The following is a 16,457-nucleotide window of genomic DNA, read 5'->3' as shown; positions in this document are numbered from 1 at the left end:
TCTCAAGAGGTATCCCATGACAGCATTGGGATCACGCGCCGACTTCGGCGTCATTTTGAACCAGGACCTTCCGGAACAGGAAATTCCGGAGCTGCTGCGTCAATCCACTTTCCTTTCCGCGAAGGAGAACACCGCCTTCGTCAGGCTTTTCGAGGACAAGGAAATCCTGATGGACTTCCTGAACGCAGTCCTCCGTCGCAACGACGAGGATGCCATTACAGAGGTTGAGCACATGAACCGCGACCTGGCGGTCATCTACCCCAGCGACGACATCGTCGGTGTCGATGTTCACGCCAAGACCAAGAAGGGCGAATACATCGACGTAGAGATGCAGAGATACGGTCACACTCACTTTAAGGATCGCGTCGTTCTGTACGGAGCCGTCATGGCCGCCGAGGCCCACCGCGAAGAACTTCTTTCCCTTCAGAAGCGCCGCCGCGAACTCTCCCTCGCAGAACGTTATCGCATGCCCAAGATATACAGCATCTGGATCTGCGAGAACGCCACCGACGGTAACAAGGACTACCGCGACACCTGGGCAATCTACCGCAAGAGCGACCTGGGAAACAAGGACGCCTTGCCCGTAAGCGATGTTTTGAACTATATTTTCATTAAGTTGCCGAAGCTGGAAGCCGCCAAGGACGTTCCCGAAAGGGAGCGGGAATGGATGGACTTCATCAACAACTGCGGCAGCCGCGACGAAATTCCCAGCACCGCCCAGGGCGCCATCCGCGACGCCTACGAGCGGTTACGCATCCGTAGAACCCCCAAGGAAGTTCTAGAAAGGCAGGCTTTTTCCATGACTACTCAGTACGACATCGACTGTTGCATCGACGACGCCATCAACGAAGGGCATGCAAAAGGCTTTGAAAAGGGACTTGCCGAAGGACACGCAGAAGGTCGTGCTGAAGGTCGTGCTGAAGGTAAGGACGAAGCTCGGACCGAGGCGGTCATCAAGGCTTTAAAGCGAGGCAAGCTCACCCTGGATGAAATCGCAGAAGACAACGATGTTTCGATTGATCGGGTGCTGGAGATTCAGAAAAACTTATTCCAACAGTAAAATCACAGATAAAGTAACAATCAAAACACCATTCAAAAAAATGCAATGGTGTTTTTTTTGTAAAAAGGGCAATCCTTTGTCGCTTTGATTGTCCTACATTAGCCAACCGCTAGTCCGACTTACGTCGGTCTAGTTAGAGGGCGCTGAAGCGCCTACGCTCAGGTTCGACAAAAAAAGTAAGCAAGCTTACTTTTGCTGTACTCACCATCGCTTTAGTCCCGAAGACAGCGAACAGAGAACGCGCTGCCCTTGTTGCTCCAATAGCTGTTCACGCCGTCGTAGTTGTAGCGGAAGCTCCAACGGCTCGCGTCGTCGCTATCGTCCTCAGTAGAACTCCAGAAGCGCGCGCCGTAGCCCTCGTCGTAGAAATAGCCATTGTCGCCGCGGTAGCCCGCCGGCAGAACAGCGAAGCCAAAGGAATCGTCATTAGTCACACCACTATAGGTGGTCCAAAGGCTGGTGTTGGCCTTCAGCTTCTGACCGGCGATGCCAGTCCCACCCACATAGGTGAACAGAGTGTTCCATTCATCGTAGCTAGGCAAATGCCAGCCGCTTGGGCAAACGCCTTGAACTATGCCACTAGGATTGCAACTATTACCATAAGCGCAGCTTGCGTCACTCATGGCGACCTCCCAAGTGTACAGGCGACCGTACTTGGTGCAGTTTACACTTTTATTATCATAGCAGCCGCTCCATGCGTAACTACCCATACTGGAAACATCGCCCGGGTCGTAGTTCAGGTTCTCAGCCATCCAGGTCTGAGTGCCGATGGTGACGGTCTTGTACACCTGGCCGTCGCGAGTGTCGGTCATGGTGCCGTAGTCAATGTTCGGATTCAAGTAGGCACAGTTTGCCTTGTCAGCAACAGAGCTGCTACTCTTTGCGGAGGAACTACTTGCAACTGACGACGAGGACTTCGCGGAACTTGACGATGCAACGGAGCTGCCAGATTCCGGGGCGGTGCCCGGGATGACACTTGAAGAAGAACTCGGGAAGACAGAAGAAGACGAGCCAGCCTCTTCGCCAACAGCCCCCCAGGCACCTTCTACACATTTCAGTTCGCGGTTTTCTTCATAAAGGTAGGCAGTCAGGCCTTCTCTTGACCCCGCGCAGCCAGGCAGATTTTCTTCAATGTCCGCAAGCATGTCATAATGAAGCCACTTACGGTCCTTACAAACAAAGCCTTCCTTAGTCCCGTCAACAAAGCTAACAGAACCATCCCCACTTTCTGTACAGTTAGGCAAATCACCTTCAGACTCAACGAACGAAGCACTCAAGTCATTATGGCCATTAGACGGTCCATTTGTAGAACCATCATCGCCACAGGCCACAAGACCCATGGCCAGAGCAAAGGCAACAAAGCCGGCCTTAACCGCAACCATTTCAAAAAAATTTATGTTCATCGAATCTACCCCCGAGAACAAGTTTGCATACTCGCTCCATGCGTTAAGTATAACTTAATTTACAGGCCCTTGCCAGTGCCCCTCTCCCCAAACAAGTATTAACGGACTGTACGTCCAAAACCAATCCCACAAACACAAAAAGCCCCCGGCATTCGCCAGGAGCCTTTTACCTAAAAGCACCGAAGGTGCGACCTCATCCCCCAAAGGGACCCTGCAAGGGGACCGGCCTCATTTTCCTAAATAAATGCTTCAATACCTTCGCGGCACTTTTCCCACTGGGGGTTCTTCTTGCACAACAGATCCATCATCTTTTCGTAGGTGGCCGTGTTGGAGAAGCCCTTCCACAGGCGACGTTCCACAGATTCACCGCTATCCTTATCGATGGTGGTGATGGTGTCATAGTAGTTGGAGTTATCCTTGAATTCGCTGATGAGGATACCCTTCAGATCGTCGGTGTAGATCTTGGCGGCATACTTCAGGATAGAATCGTTGAAGTTCAGTTCGTTTTCGACCAGCCATTCGAAGTCCTGGATCGGATCACCGTAGATGAGCCAGTGCTTGAGGGCCAGAGCCACGACCAGGTCCTTGACGGCGCTACGGAAGATGAACTTGTCTTCAAGACGGCCGTTCCAGGTAATGCGGGTCAGCGGATTATCGTCGTTAGCTTCGATAGACACGCCCTTACCCGGGGTCACCTTACGGATCTTGATGGGCAGACGGCTCAGGAGCTGCCAAGCCTTGGTGAAGGCGATAGTCTTGCGAACGAAATCCCGTTCCTTTTCGGGAGCCACGCGGACGAAGGCGCCGAAGCAACGCTGGTAAAGAGTTTCCTTGTCGAAGATGCAATCAGAAGAACGGCATTCAGAAAGCTTGCCATCCATCATGAACAGGGTCTTTGCAAGTTCCGGACGCATACGGACTTCCAGCTTACGGGTACGAGCCTTCAGGCGGACGCCATCCTTATAGACATAGGTAAAGCCTTCTTCCTGGTAACGCTGCCAGATGAAGAACTGCAGATCGTCTGCAGCGCGCAGGTGGTAGCTGAATACCGGGTTCTGACGGTTGTTAGCCATGGTCACCTGGTTCAGGAAGCTATCGGCACCGGGGTACGGCACCACAACCTTCACGAGAACGTAGGGGTTCACCGGCTTCTTGCTCTTCTTGGCGTACTGTTCGTAGGTGAACAGGGACTGAGCACCGTTAATAATCTTGGGGCGTTCAATGAACAGCACCTTCTTGCCATCGCGATCCTTCAGGCGCAGGTCATCGCCGGTAAGGGTCATACCGTTGTGCAGGAACGGGAAGTCGTCCACGTTCACATTCTGGTCGTCGGCGCGTTCCATGGTCTGGAAGGCATCGATAAGGGCTGCGTTGGTATGAGTGAGGTTACCAAGATAGGTACGGATATTGGAGCTGACGATAGCCATGTTGTGCTTAGTCTTGAGGCGCTTGCCCAATGCAACATGGTAGTCGAAAATGGTACGGATGGGGCAGAAACCGAGGAAGAGTTCACCGTGATCGCTGGTGAGGTGCAGCGGTTCGGATTCCATGACGATTTCAAGCTTGTCGTCGGCGGAGCGGAAGTCGCGGGTCAGGTCATCGTGTTCGGCAACGATTTCCAGCTTGGCCTTGATTTCGTCCTTCCAGAGGGTAAGCTTACGGCGCATGTCCTTAAGGGTACGTTCCAGTTCGGAGTCGGTAATATCGCGGCTGGCGCGGGTGCGGAGCACGGTGATTTCCAGAGTTTCCATGTAGGGGCGGCTTGCCGGTGCATCGGAATCTTCTTCTTCGGCATCATCGGAAATCTTGTTGACAGCCCAGGGGTCGGCTTCTTCACGGAGAGACATGAAGAACGGATTGGAAGGATCGCTGGTACGGAACACGGCGATCTGCAACTGCTTCAGGTCGGCATTCAGGTGAGCCACAACCTTTTCGAGGGGAGTATCTTCATCCAGGAAGATGAAGAATTCCATAAAGCCCTGGGAGTATTGGAATCCATGGAAGCAACCATTTTCATCCAGGTTTAGGTGCCGAAGTGCCTTGATTCGATCAGTAGGATCGTTAGGGTTAAGACTCAAAAGGCTAGCTACAAATGCTAGACGGCGTTCCTGTGATTTGGTCAATTCCATTTTTTTCCTCAGTATGATACACTAAAAAGTCCGGTACTAATGATGTACCTTCCAATTTGTCATATTTATATATAAAAAATAGCTTCAAATCCCCCCCTTTGAGCACAATTTTCAAAAAACTTTTAATTTTTTTTGAAAAAAATTGACGTTTTCATAAACATTTGAGCACTAATTATAGAAAAACACTCAAATCATTACCTCTAACCGTACGAAAAATGTAAGATGGATTTTAGCATTTTTTCGGCCGATGTCGCTCCAACGCAACTTAAAAATACTATGATTAAAGCTATAGGAGATACGTTATGAATTTGCTCGATGTTATTGCCAAGGCCAAAGCCGACAAGTCCAAATCACTGGATCTGTCGCAGCAGAATATTCGTCTGCTCCCTCCGGAACTGTTCGAACTGGATTCCCTCGAGGAACTGGTTCTAGACCGTAATATGCTGGTAGAACTGCCCGATGACATCGGCAAGCTCAAGAACCTTAAAAAGCTTTCCGTCAGCGAAAACGACCTGATGGAACTTCCCGAAACCATTGGCGAATTGACCCAGCTGGAACACCTGTACCTGGGTTACAACAGCCTGTCTGAACTGCCGGATTCCGTAGGTAACCTCAAGAACCTGCAGCAGGTGAACATCGCCAAGAACCAGCTGCTGGACCTGACCGACAAAATCGGCTCCTGGACCAAGGTGACCAAGCTGAGTCTCCACGACAACATGCTGGCCGAAATTCCCGCATCTCTGGGCAAGCTCTCCAAGCTGAAAAAACTCTATCTTGACAATAACGATCTCACCAGCATCCCCGCCACCCTGGGCAAGCTGGAATCCCTGGAAATTCTCATGATCTCCGGCAACAGCCTGGGAGCAATTCCTTCTGAATTCGGCAACCTCAAGAACCTGAAGGAACTGGTCCTGGACGCAAACCAGCTGGAATCCCTGCCCGAAAGCCTGGCCGAATGCGAAAAGCTGGAAACCATCTCCGTCATGGAAAACCCCATGGAAGGCGGCGTTCCTCGCATCCTGTTGGACAAGAAGAACCTGAAAATCGACCAGTAATCATTAGCTTAGCGATTAAAGGTTAAAGACTAAAGGGTTATGCAGAAGCTTTCTACAGAAACCGGTGTGAAGAACATTCCATCGGTTTTTTCTTTTTTTATCGGTATGCTTATTATCGCCAACCTCTGGGGTTGCGGTGATTTTATGCACCCCGTAGAAAGCACCCCTGCCCCCACAGAGTACACCTACAATTACTGGCTCCTGGAACGGACCTACCTCTTCGAAGAGGAACTGGGAAAACTGGAACCGGAAGGGGATTCCGTTCAAACCCTGTATGAAGTCCTGGACGACCCATTCACCCGATACGTGGCCCCGTCCAAGAGCGAGCAGACTTCCATCTCCATCAACACCAGCATCGTCCCCGGTTCTCTAGGCATGGAATACGTGCTCTACGCTAACCAGCCATACCCCTTGCGCATTAAGCGGGTCTACCCCAATGGCCCTGCAGGGCGCGCAGGAATTCGCCGCTGGGGTTACATCATGGAAGTCAACGGCAAGAGCCTTCTGCAAACCGAGACATTTTCTTATAGCGCCGCCTACAACACCTACGATTCCGTCCTGAATTACAACAAGTCCATTGAATTGAAGGTTGCCTACGAAGACGACACCCTTTCTTACAAGATGGAAAAGGAAGACGTTTACGCCCCCACCGTTTTCGTAGATACCACAATCGACGGAACCATCGTGGTTACCATCACCGAGTTCAAACAAACTACCGCCGACAAGGAAAAGGGATCGTATGGCGAACTGAAAGCCTATCTTGATTCCACGCGGAATTACAGCAAGCCCAGAATACTGGACCTGAGAAACAACCCGGGCGGACATGTAACCCAGTGCGTCAACATGGCGGATCTATTCATAAAGTCCGGACCCATTTCTACCCGAAGCTGGAGAACTTTTAACGGCGACGGGACTCCTGTCAAAAAGTCAAATACATCTAACGCCATTTCCGGAGACGCAGGCGAAGAAGGAAAGTTCCTGGCCCTGGTCAACGGAGGAAGCGCCAGCTGCGCGGAAATCTTTACTGCAGCCATCGCCGAGGGCGCAGGCATCCCTGTTGCCGGCGACACTACCTACGGCAAGGGCATCGGGCAGACCACCTGGAACACCATGGCAGGCGGCCTCGCCATTATCACCAACCTGGAATTTTTGACACCCAAGGGGAACTCCTACCACAAAATCGGAATCATTCCCGACTACCCCTGTCAAAGCGTCGACTTGAATTGCGGCATGAAAGCCCTAGAAAAATATTACGGGAAAAAGTTCTCCGATTCCGAAGACGATAAAGTTTCGAAGAAGGCCATTAGCCCCAGCAAACCATCTATCGGTGGTGCTTTCATAGAAAGTGAAGAACCTTTTCTTATATTTTGAACGTTGGGTTAGAAAGTCTGGGTTAGTTTATTGAGGATGAAATGAAGAACAAAAGTTTATCTATAGCAAGCATTGCTGCGTTGACCATGGGTTTCCTGATGTGGGGCTGTACCGAAAACAGCAGCAGCGCCACAAAGGAAATCACGGACCAGGACAGGGAATCCATCTATTACCAGGAACTCCTGTACAATCATTTTCTGTTAAGCGCCTATTATTACGACGCCCACCTCAAAAATGAACTGAACAGCGATCCCGACGTCTACTTCAAGGTACTCTTTACCGCCGACTTCTCCAAGGGTGCCTGCACATCTCGTTATGCAGACGTCTGCGGCATGTACAACCAGATGAGCGACAGGTACACCCGCTATTACGACCCCGAGTTCTCTGACGGCATCATGAAGGCCCTGACCGAATCTCCAGAAAGCGTGGGTATCGGCGCCGAGGTTGACGTTATCGACAACGCACTGGTATTTACCGAAATCTTCCGCAATTCCCCCGCCTATTTCGCAGGGCTGCAGGAAGGCGACATCATCACCGCGGTAAACTACCGAACCATCACAAGCCAGGCCGATTACGAAGAGGCGATTCAGGGGCAAAAGCTGGACATCATCAAGATTGCATACATCCGCGACGGAGAATCCCACACCGCCGTGATCCAGCTGGACTCATTTAACGCCCCTACAGTCCATCTGGCATACAAAAGCGGCATCCCTGTCATTACCATCGATGAATTTACCGACATTACCGCAAACGAATACGGAACCTATGGAGAATTCCATGAACGCCTCCAGAAGATTGTAGACAACGGCGACAAATCCCTCATCATCGACTTGCGCGACAATGGTGGCGGCACAATCGAACACTGCGAAAATGCATCGGCAGACCTGCTTTCCAAGGGAGAAAAACTGGCCACATTCGTTGAAGCCACCTGGGATTCCGTTCAAAGCGGAATTCAGAACAAGATTGTTCAAAAATTCGACACCACCACGGATTACGCAGAAGTCGACGGCATCGGCAAGGACCTGTATGTGGTATTCCTGGCCAACGAGAATACCGCCAGCTGCTCTGAAATCATGTTGATGAACATTACCAGCAACAAGGCCTCCCCCATTGTAGGAACCACCACCTACGGCAAGGGCATCGGCCAGGGTTATAGCGAAACCTTCGCAGGAGGAATCTTCGGTATTACCGACGCCCACATCTTTGACAAGAACGGGGAAACATACCACTCCTTCGGAATCGAGCCCGACCACCTCATCTACGACCCCGACAAGCAAATGGCCAAGGCTGTAGAAATTGCCACCCTACGCACAGAAAAAAGAACAGCCGGTTACGGCAAGGTCTCTACAGGAAACTTCGACAAGGAAGCCGCCGGAGAAAGCAGCGAGGCAAAGGTTCTTGACCGCGACTATATCCGCCGCGGCGCAGGAAGCTTCAGATTCAAGAAAGTAGCGAATTAGCACCTGTTACAGGTTTCGCATACGGACCATGACGTCCGTCGTATCATTGGCCTTGACCGCAGGAGCGGCCAGGGTCTTTTCAATTTCTCCACGGATTTCGGCAACCTGTTTTTGCAGGCGGCCCAGGCGTTCCCCTTCCAGTTTGGGAGTCGCAATCATGGTCTTGCTGGTGGGATTGATCCAGGCGCCCTTCTCGTTCTTGAAACCGAAGTGCAGATGGGGGCCGGTGCTACGACCGGTGTTACCCACGCGGCCGATAACCTGACGGGGAGCCACCTTGGCACCGACACCTACACCGCGAACAGACAGGTGCATGTACCAGCTCTGGGAATTGTCGCGATGGCGGATTGCAATCTTGTTACCGCTTAAATCATCATAACCCGAAACCACGACCACACCTTCGGCCACGGCATAAACCGGAGTGCCCGTGGGGTTACCATAGTCAATACCGTGATGGCTCTTGCGCTGGCCTGTAATGGGATGAATTCGGGAGCCATAGGGGCTTGTTACGTGGAGACGGTCCAAGGGGTAACGCAGACCGTCATAGACCAGGGCTTCGCCCTTTTCGGTATAGTGGGCGTTAAAGGAACTCTTGGGATCCGGATCCTCGTAGCGGAAGGCCTCGTGATGGCCCACAATGCGACCGTCGAATTCGGCATAGACCACCTTGCCGCTAATCCAGATAGAATCCTGATAGAACGTCTCTTCCAGAAGGATACGGAACTTGTCGCCGGCACGGGCCAGAGGGAAGGCCACCTTGCACTGGAGCACGCCACTGACGATACCCACCATGCGGCCAGGAATGCCCACCTTGAACAGGGTGCCGTTCAGGGTGCTGCCTTCGGTAAGAGCACCCTCGAAAATAGACATGCGGCGGGTCACCGGCTTTTCGATACGGCTATAGACGTAGCCCGAATCCGTCTTGCTCATCATGTGGATGGTGGCGGGAGAAGTGGCATAGCGGAATCGCTGAACGCTGCCTGTAGAATCCAGGGCGGCAAAGAAGACCTGCCCCACACGCATCTTGGAAAGTTCCACGCTATCCTGCATGCCAAGCACCAGCTTGCCGCGTTCCTTTTCGTTAATATGCATGCGGGAAAGCACCTGGAACAAGCCATCGCCAGCACGGACCGTATCATTTTCTACAATCCAGTTTCCGGGAAGCATCTGGGACTGTTCTATAGCCTGATTCAGGGAATCGATTTTGGCCTGAAGGGCGACACCCTCTGCCTGCAACTGCAGGATCTTTTCCTGTTCGTTACAACCCCAAAGGGTGATGACGCAAATGACTACCGCAAATTTTATAAAGAAACGGAACACAAACACCTCGACTATACAAGCTGCATTATCAAATCTGCGAACTCTCAAAAAGCATCACATAAAATGCAGCTATTTCAGTTAACAAGCGCAAGATAAAAAAAGACCTCTCCCTTTGTTTGGAGAGGTCCTCAAATCATAAAAGATTTCAGCGCAAATTACTGTGCAGCGGCCGGAGCTTCTGCAGCAGCGGCGGGAGCAGCAGCCGGTGCAGCGGCAGCGGGTGCTTCTGCAGCGGGCTTAGCTTCAGCCTTGGGAGCTGCGGGCTTTGCAGCCTTAGCGGCGGGAGCCTTCTTTTCAGCCTTAGCGGGCTTCACTTCAGCCTTTGCTTCTTCCTTTGCGGGTTCAGCCTTGGGTTCGTCAGCAGAGTGGGTGTCGATCAATTCCATTTCGAACACGAGAGTGCTGTTACCCGGAATCTGCGGGCCACGACCACGGGGACCGTAAGCGATATCGCTGGGGATCCATGCGGTAACCTTTTCGCCAACCTTCATGAGCTTCAGCATTTCGGTCCAACCCGGAATCACTGCGCCAATGGGGAATTCCAGAGGTTCGCCACGATCGACGGAGCTATCGAACTTGGTGCCATCCAGGAGAGTACCGGTATAGTGAACCTTGACGATGTGGCCATCGGCAGGAGTTGCACCAGTACCTTCGGTAATTACCTTGTACTGAAGGCCGCTTTCGGTGGTAACGACACCTTCAGCAGTCTTGTTCTGAGCGAGGAAAGCTTCACCAGCAGCCTTGTTGTTGGCGGCAGCGATGCTATCCTTCATTTCCTTTTCCTTCTGACGGGACTGAGAAAGGTCGGTCAGGGTCTGGAAAATAACGGAATCGTTCATCAGGAAGCTTGCGGAATCTTCGTTATAGCGTTCCTTGAAAGCCTGGATAAACACGTCGATGTCCAGATCGATGGAGTCGCGAGTCACCAGCTGGAAGTGAGCCTGGTTACCAAAGTGAGCACCGAGAGCGTAGCTATACTTATCCTTTTCAGTAACGAGAGCAGTCTTTTTTGCGGGAGCGGAACCCTGGCACAGCTGATCACAACCAGTCATAGCAAGAGCAATTGCACCTGCAGCAAGAAGCATTTTTTTGTTCATTTCATTCCTCTTTTTTTGTTAGACGAGTGGAAAAATAACAAAATGCGGCTTCAAAAGACAATCTGTAACGCATTTTTACCAAAAGATTTTCATATATTGCACTTTATTAAAAAAGTAAGGAATTTATATGTGTGGAATTGTCGCGTATATTGGGCAAAGTGAGGCTTTACCGATTCTAGTTGGCGGTCTAAAGAAGCTAGAATACCGTGGTTACGACAGTTCGGGCGTCGCCCTCATCGACAATGATGAAATCAGCACTGTTCGCGCATCGGGCAAAATTTCGGCATTGGAAGCTAAGCTCAAGGCCACCCCTGTAAGCGGAAGCATCGGTATCGCCCACACACGCTGGGCCACCCACGGCGCCCCCACCGAACAGAACGCCCACCCCCACCAGAGCTTTGACGGCAAGATTTCCATTGTCCATAACGGCATTATCGAAAACTATGCCTCCCTGAAGAAGCGTCTCCAGGCAGACGGCATCCTGTTCAAGTCCGAAACAGACACCGAAGTGGTGACTCACCTGATTGCAAAGTTCTACAAGGGCAACCTGAAGGAAGCGGTTCTCAAGGCCCTCTCCCTCATCGAAGGAACTTTCGGCCTGGCCGTCATCTGCAAGGATGAGCCCAATACTCTGATTGGCGCACGTCGCGGTAGCCCCCTGATTCTCGGTATCGGTCAGAACGAATTCTTCCTGGCCAGTGACGTTTCCGCCATCATCAGCCACACCCAGAAGGTGGTCTATCTGGACGACAACGACGTGGTGGAAATCCATCGTGAAAAGTACAACCTGCTGAACACCCAGAGCCAGCCGGTTCAGCACGAAGTCCAGGATGTGGAATTCGATGCGGACTCCATCGCCAAGGGCGGCTTCGCCCACTTCATGCTGAAGGAAATTTTTGAACAGCCCGAAGTGCTCCGCAACACCATGCGCGGACGCCTCCTGTGCGCCGAAGGCAACGCAAAGCTTGCAGGCCTCGACACCAACATCCGCGAGCTCCGCAACATCAACCGCATTATCATTACCGCCTGCGGTACCAGCTATTATGCCGGCATGGTTGGCGAATACATGATCGAAGATCTGGCAGGCGTTCCTGTTGAAGTGGAATACGCTTCCGAGTTCCGCTACCGCAACCCCATCATTAAGCCGGGCACCCTGGTGCTGGCCATTTCACAGTCCGGTGAAACCGCCGATACCTTGGCCGCATTGAAGGAAGCCCAGCAGAAGGGAGCCACCGCTCTTGCCATCTGTAACGGCGTTGGTTCTACCATCGCCCGTACAAGCGACGGTGGCGTTTATCTGCACGCCGGTCCCGAAATCGGTGTGGCAAGTACCAAGGCATTTACTTCCCAGGTGACCGTTCTTGCCATGATTGCATTGCTGTTGGGCCGTCAGCGTCGCCTCAGCTTTGAAAGCGGTGCAGACATCGTCAAGGCCATGCAGGAATTGCCGGAACAGGTGGAACAGACCCTCAAGCTTTCGGACCAGATTGCAGGCATCGCCCAGAAGTATGTAAAGGCAAACAACTTCCTTTATCTGGGACGCCACTACAACTACCCTGTTGCTATGGAAGGCGCTCTGAAGTTGAAGGAAATCAGCTACATCCATGCCGAAGGCTACCCCGCTGCCGAAATGAAACACGGCCCCATCGCCCTGATCGACGAAAACATGCCCGTGGTGGTCATCGCCCCCAAGGACGCCCTCTTTGACAAGGTTATCAGTAACGTCCGTGAAATCAAGGCCCGAGGCGGCAAGGTTATCGCCATCACGACCGACGATTGCCACCCGCTGGATGAAATCGCCGACCATCTGATCAAGGTTCCCAAGACCATCAGCATGCTGATGCCGATCCTCACCTGCATTCCCCTGCAGCTCATGGCTTACCACATTGCCGTGCTCCGCGGAAACGACGTGGACCAGCCCCGCAACCTGGCCAAGAGCGTGACTGTGGAATAATCCACAGAGTCTCAAAAGTTTGCAAAGAAGCCTCCAGGATTTTTCCTGGAGGCTTTTTCATTTGACGTCCAAACTAATCCTTGACACACCGTACCGAATAGAGCACATCCGCATCAAAGAATTCTTCCACGATGGAAATTCCGAAATGGGAATTCCTGAGGACGTAGGTGTAGGAACAGTCGATGATGCCTTCGTCACCTTCACCGCACTCGTCTACAAAGGTATCACTCCAGATAAAGGAATTATCGGCATTGTAGACGACATCGTCCTGTCCCCCAAAGCTACCCGTGACTTTCAGGTTGAATCCATTTGCGGACTGGAGGTTCTTGGGACCAAGCTTCAGAAGGGCATCCAGTTCCCCCTTTACCGGAAGGTGCCAGCCGTCGGGGCAAATTTCACGAGCTTCTTTCCAGCGGTAGAAGCGTCCATAGGTGGCGCAGTCGTCGCCATTAAAGCACTTGCTTCCCGGAGTCTTGAAGTTCAGATTCTCCGCCATCCAAACTTGTTTCCCCAGTTTGACGGTCTTGTATGACGTCCCGTCCCTTTTATCTACAAGGGTGCCCGCAAAGCACAGGGCCGTCAGCAACGAAACCCCGGCCATGACGCGGGGCAGAGACTTCAAAATCCGAGATGGTTTCCAGGTCATGGAGCAGTTCCTTTTCTTTGAATAAATCTAGATTCCATCCACCCCATAAAGCAAGACGTTCCATTCTGATTTTTCTACATTTTTCGCTCCATGGAACAGGAATTTTTGGAACAGGAAGATTACGAAGTCCGCATTGGAGCCTTCAACGGCCCCATGGACCTTCTGGTGTACCTTGTCCAGAAGAAGGAAGTTCCCCTGGAACAGATTTCCATTGCGGAAATCGCCGACCAGTTCTTGAAATGGGTGAACGTCTATAGCGAATCCACCAGCATGGACCTTTCCAAGGCAGGCGACTTTTTGTCGATGGCCAGCCGACTGATGGCGCTGAAGGTGCAGGAACTTTTGCCTGCCGAAGAACGCGACCCCGAAATGGAAGCGGAATACAACGAAGACCGCGAAGCCCTCATGAAGGAAATGCTGGAATACCAGCGATTCAAGCAGGTGGCCAGCGGCCTCCAGGAAATGGAAGGCAACAACTTCGGTACTTATTCCCGCGGCCGTCTCGAAAAGACCCAGTCCGACGAAGACACCCTGGCCGACGCCAACATCTGGCAGCTTTTCCGCGCCTATCAGAAGAGTCTGAAGACCAAGATTTCCGAGACTATCCACCACATCGAACTGGATTACGTCACCATTCAGGACCGTCAGCAGGCAATCAACAATTACCTGAGCGTCAATGGTCGCGCCCTGTTCGAAGACCTGCTGGACAACGACTCCCACCCCATCGTGGCAGCCGTTACCTTCATGGCTATGCTGGAGATGATCAAGACCGACGAAATCGTCTTTAGACAGAGCGAACTTTTTGGACCGATCTGGATTTACCGCAAGAAGAACAATGCTGATTATGCCGACGAAATGGCTCGCGAGACCGTGTTCTTCAGCAAGGATCCCGACGTCAAGCCCGGCCTTGTGGAAGCCATCCGTAACCAGGCATTGGCCCGCTCCCAGGAACAGTCTGTGGGAGACTTGGCCGCTGTCATGCGCGAAGCGGTGCAGTGGACCAACAACGGCCGCAGCGTTTCTGACGAAGACTTGACCGCCATGCTGGAAGGCAAGGTGGATATGTCCGACGTGCAGGAAAATCCCTTCGCCGAAATGATGAAGGCAGACGAAGCCGCCGAACAGGCCATGAACGGCATGCCGCAGGAAGGTACAGCACCGGCTGCAGAAGCCGCGGAAAATGCACAGGCCGCGGAAAATGCACAGGCCGCGGAAATGGTTAGCGAGCCCGCAGAACCGGCACAAGCCGCCAACGAGTCCATCGAAGAACCGGTCGTTGAACGTCTCGCAGAATTCGCAGACGACGAGCCAACCGAAACTGCCGCAAGCGAAGACCTTGGCGACGAGTTTGAAGATGGCGAGTTTGAAGATGATTTTGAAGACGGCGATGAATTCGAAACCGCAGAAGATGAAGAGGATGACGCCCCCGTCGTCGTAGTCACTTCCGCCGACGATGACGAAGAAGAGCCTGCAGAAGAGCCTGTTGTCGCCAGTGCAGCGGAACAACCCGACGCAACCATCGCAAAGACAGAACAGCCTGCCGCAAGCAGCGATCCGTCCCAGATGTCCGACGAGGAATTCGCCGAGTTCATGCGCAAGGCCCAGGAATTCTACAACAACGGCGGTCAGGGCGAAGCCCCGGCAATGCCCATGCCAAAGCCTACCCAGGCCCCTGCCGAACCCGCCGTCAAGCCTGTCGAGGAGCGCCCGGTTTCTGAGACGCCCGCAGCACCTGTCGCACCGGCCCCGGCACCCGCAGACGAAAAAGAAGATGAGGACGAGGGCCCCATCTTCGCTGGCAACGAAATGACCGATGCTGAATATATCGCCTACCTTACCCGCAGTGCCAAGAACTTCGGCAAGAAATAATCCTCAAATTCACGAAATTTGAAAAACTACTAACCAAGCGAACAAATTCTCCGGCATCGGTAAGTAGTTATTTAGTTTATACACAATAAAATTCCGTATTTTGGGACAAAATTTCATTTTAAATTTGAGAATTAGAGAATTTCACAATCCTTTTTCATTCCCAAATGCGATTTTTCGACATTCTTCCGCCCAATTTCAATTACTTTATACAAAACAATACGAACCAAACAGCGATATATATGCCATTTGGTTCGTAAGAATCGCATTTTTCAGCATTTTTGACTGAATGCAGCCAACAATCGTCGCGGCAGTATGCCGAGCTAATCGTCGCTACGGCCGCCCAGCAGCCCGGCGCGGTAAGCCCAGTACAGCAACTGCATAATGGAACCGACAGCGGCCGCCACATAGGTAAGGCCTGCGGCAAAGAGCACTCCGCTTACCGTATTGTATTCGCGACCCTGGGCCACGATGTCCATGCGGGCAAGAGCCTTCTTGGCGCGGGCAGAGGCGTCAAATTCAACCGGAACAGTCACCAGCGTAAAGAGAGTGGCGATGGCAAACAGCAGAACGCCAACGATAGCCAGGGAGTACCCTAGGGCGCGACCGGCACCCATCAGGATGATACCGATAATCACAAGCCACGGTCCCAGATTGGAACCGATGTTGGCGGCGGGCACGATGAAGCTGCGGAGCCACAGGGGGAAATACCCCTGTGCATGCTGAATAGCATGGCCCACTTCGTGGGCGGCTACGCCAGCAGCGCTTGCATTCCTGCCGTAAAAAACTTCCTTTGAAAGGTTGAGGGTCTTGTTCAGCGGATTATAGTGATCCGAAAGAAAACCTTGATGCACATGTACAGTCACATCGGTAATGCCAGCATCCATAAGGATCGCCTTGGCCACATCGGCACCGGTCAGGCCGCTGGAAATATTCACTTTCTGCCCTGCGTTAAAGCGGGACTTCACCATCCACGAAACAATGCCGGAAAGGGCAAGGGTTACCACCAGGATGGACATATATAGGGGATCAAACATCATATTTTATACCTCTACCCTAAATGTACAAAACGCGGACTCCATAAACACGGCCCGCG

Annotated in this window: 12 protein-coding genes; 6 read left to right on the top strand and 6 right to left on the bottom strand. The window is 52.3% G+C overall.

Annotated features, from left to right (window positions below; all coding sequences use genetic code 11):
- Nucleotides 1–16: 16 nt before the first annotated feature.
- Entirely contained in the window at nt 17–1,060 is a 1,044-nt protein-coding gene (locus B7992_RS07750) for a PD-(D/E)XK nuclease family transposase (protein ID WP_088665971.1), read from the top strand.
- Nucleotides 1,061–1,272: 212 nt separating this feature from the next.
- Here the strand turns inward: B7992_RS07750 and B7992_RS07745 are convergent, their stop codons facing one another.
- Both B7992_RS07745 and B7992_RS07740 read right to left on the bottom strand, forming a co-directional pair.
- Nucleotides 1,273–2,463, bottom strand: a complete 1,191-nt coding sequence (locus B7992_RS07745) for a fibrobacter succinogenes major paralogous domain-containing protein (RefSeq protein WP_088665970.1) — start codon at nt 2,461–2,463, stop codon at nt 1,273–1,275.
- 236 nt (nt 2,464–2,699) lie between these two features.
- Nucleotides 2,700–4,592 (bottom strand): AIPR family protein, encoded by a 1,893-nt coding sequence (locus tag B7992_RS07740; RefSeq protein WP_073158767.1) that lies wholly within the window; start codon nt 4,590–4,592, stop codon nt 2,700–2,702.
- Between the two features lie 302 nt (nt 4,593–4,894).
- Between B7992_RS07740 and B7992_RS07735 the strand changes: the two genes are divergently transcribed.
- Genes B7992_RS07735 through B7992_RS07725 form a run of 3 tightly spaced genes read left to right on the top strand, consistent with a single transcriptional unit; the run spans nt 4,895 to nt 8,478 of the window.
- Nucleotides 4,895–5,647, top strand: a complete 753-nt coding sequence (locus B7992_RS07735) for a leucine-rich repeat domain-containing protein (protein ID WP_073158764.1) — start codon at nt 4,895–4,897, stop codon at nt 5,645–5,647.
- A gap of 39 nt (nt 5,648–5,686) precedes the next feature.
- Nucleotides 5,687–7,018 carry a S41 family peptidase gene (locus tag B7992_RS07730; protein ID WP_073234451.1) on the top strand — a complete coding sequence of 444 codons (1,332 nt, stop codon included), beginning with the start codon at nt 5,687–5,689 and terminating at the stop codon, nt 7,016–7,018.
- 41 nt (nt 7,019–7,059) lie between these two features.
- Complete coding sequence (locus B7992_RS07725) at nt 7,060–8,478, top strand: S41 family peptidase (RefSeq protein ID WP_088665969.1); 1,419 nt, start codon at nt 7,060–7,062, stop codon at nt 8,476–8,478.
- Between the two features lie 6 nt (nt 8,479–8,484).
- Here the strand turns inward: B7992_RS07725 and B7992_RS07720 are convergent, their stop codons facing one another.
- On the bottom strand, nt 8,485–9,798 hold the full coding sequence (locus tag B7992_RS07720) for a M23 family metallopeptidase (RefSeq protein WP_073158755.1): 1,314 nt from the start codon (nt 9,796–9,798) through the stop codon (nt 8,485–8,487).
- Between the two features lie 155 nt (nt 9,799–9,953).
- On the bottom strand, nt 9,954–10,895 hold the full coding sequence (locus tag B7992_RS07715; protein ID WP_083538093.1) for an FKBP-type peptidyl-prolyl cis-trans isomerase: 942 nt from the start codon (nt 10,893–10,895) through the stop codon (nt 9,954–9,956).
- A 127-nt stretch (nt 10,896–11,022) separates the two neighbouring features.
- Between B7992_RS07715 and glmS the strand changes: the two genes are divergently transcribed.
- Nucleotides 11,023–12,849, top strand: a complete 1,827-nt coding sequence (gene glmS, locus B7992_RS07710; RefSeq protein WP_073158752.1) for a glutamine--fructose-6-phosphate transaminase (isomerizing) — start codon at nt 11,023–11,025, stop codon at nt 12,847–12,849.
- 73 nt (nt 12,850–12,922) lie between these two features.
- Here glmS and B7992_RS07705 read toward each other — a convergent pair whose 3' ends face one another.
- Nucleotides 12,923–13,495 carry an FISUMP domain-containing protein gene (locus tag B7992_RS07705; protein WP_083538092.1) on the bottom strand — a complete coding sequence of 191 codons (573 nt, stop codon included), beginning with the start codon at nt 13,493–13,495 and terminating at the stop codon, nt 12,923–12,925.
- Between the two features lie 90 nt (nt 13,496–13,585).
- Between B7992_RS07705 and B7992_RS07700 the strand changes: the two genes are divergently transcribed.
- The gene (locus B7992_RS07700; RefSeq protein WP_088665968.1) at nt 13,586–15,364 is read left to right on the top strand and encodes a ScpA family protein; all 1,779 of its coding nucleotides are present in this window, start codon (nt 13,586–13,588) and stop codon (nt 15,362–15,364) included.
- Nucleotides 15,365–15,684: 320 nt separating this feature from the next.
- On the opposite strand, the gene B7992_RS07695 is transcribed toward B7992_RS07700, so the two are convergent.
- Nucleotides 15,685–16,401, bottom strand: coding sequence for a zinc metallopeptidase (locus B7992_RS07695; RefSeq protein WP_073234439.1), 717 nt, complete (start codon nt 16,399–16,401; stop codon nt 15,685–15,687).
- Nucleotides 16,402–16,457 lie beyond the last annotated feature (56 nt).

This window comes from Fibrobacter sp. UWH1, assembly GCF_002210365.1.
Lineage (GTDB): Bacteria > Fibrobacterota > Fibrobacteria > Fibrobacterales > Fibrobacteraceae > Fibrobacter.
This window is presented reverse-complemented; position numbering and strand designations above follow the sequence as displayed.

Coding starts and splice junctions, on each gene's coding strand:
- B7992_RS07705 (WP_083538092.1), bottom strand. CDS start 13,495: ATGACCTGGAAACCATCTCGGATTTTGAAGTCTCTGCCCCGCGTCATG.
- B7992_RS07700 (WP_088665968.1), top strand. CDS start 13,586: ATGGAACAGGAATTTTTGGAACAGGAAGATTACGAAGTCCGCATTGGA.
- B7992_RS07750 (WP_088665971.1), top strand. CDS start 17: ATGACAGCATTGGGATCACGCGCCGACTTCGGCGTCATTTTGAACCAG.
- B7992_RS07715 (WP_083538093.1), bottom strand. CDS start 10,895: ATGAACAAAAAAATGCTTCTTGCTGCAGGTGCAATTGCTCTTGCTATG.
- B7992_RS07730 (WP_073234451.1), top strand. CDS start 5,687: ATGCAGAAGCTTTCTACAGAAACCGGTGTGAAGAACATTCCATCGGTT.
- B7992_RS07740 (WP_073158767.1), bottom strand. CDS start 4,592: ATGGAATTGACCAAATCACAGGAACGCCGTCTAGCATTTGTAGCTAGC.
- glmS (WP_073158752.1), top strand. CDS start 11,023: ATGTGTGGAATTGTCGCGTATATTGGGCAAAGTGAGGCTTTACCGATT.
- B7992_RS07725 (WP_088665969.1), top strand. CDS start 7,060: ATGAAGAACAAAAGTTTATCTATAGCAAGCATTGCTGCGTTGACCATG.
- B7992_RS07745 (WP_088665970.1), bottom strand. CDS start 2,463: ATGAACATAAATTTTTTTGAAATGGTTGCGGTTAAGGCCGGCTTTGTT.
- B7992_RS07695 (WP_073234439.1), bottom strand. CDS start 16,401: ATGATGTTTGATCCCCTATATATGTCCATCCTGGTGGTAACCCTTGCC.
- B7992_RS07735 (WP_073158764.1), top strand. CDS start 4,895: ATGAATTTGCTCGATGTTATTGCCAAGGCCAAAGCCGACAAGTCCAAA.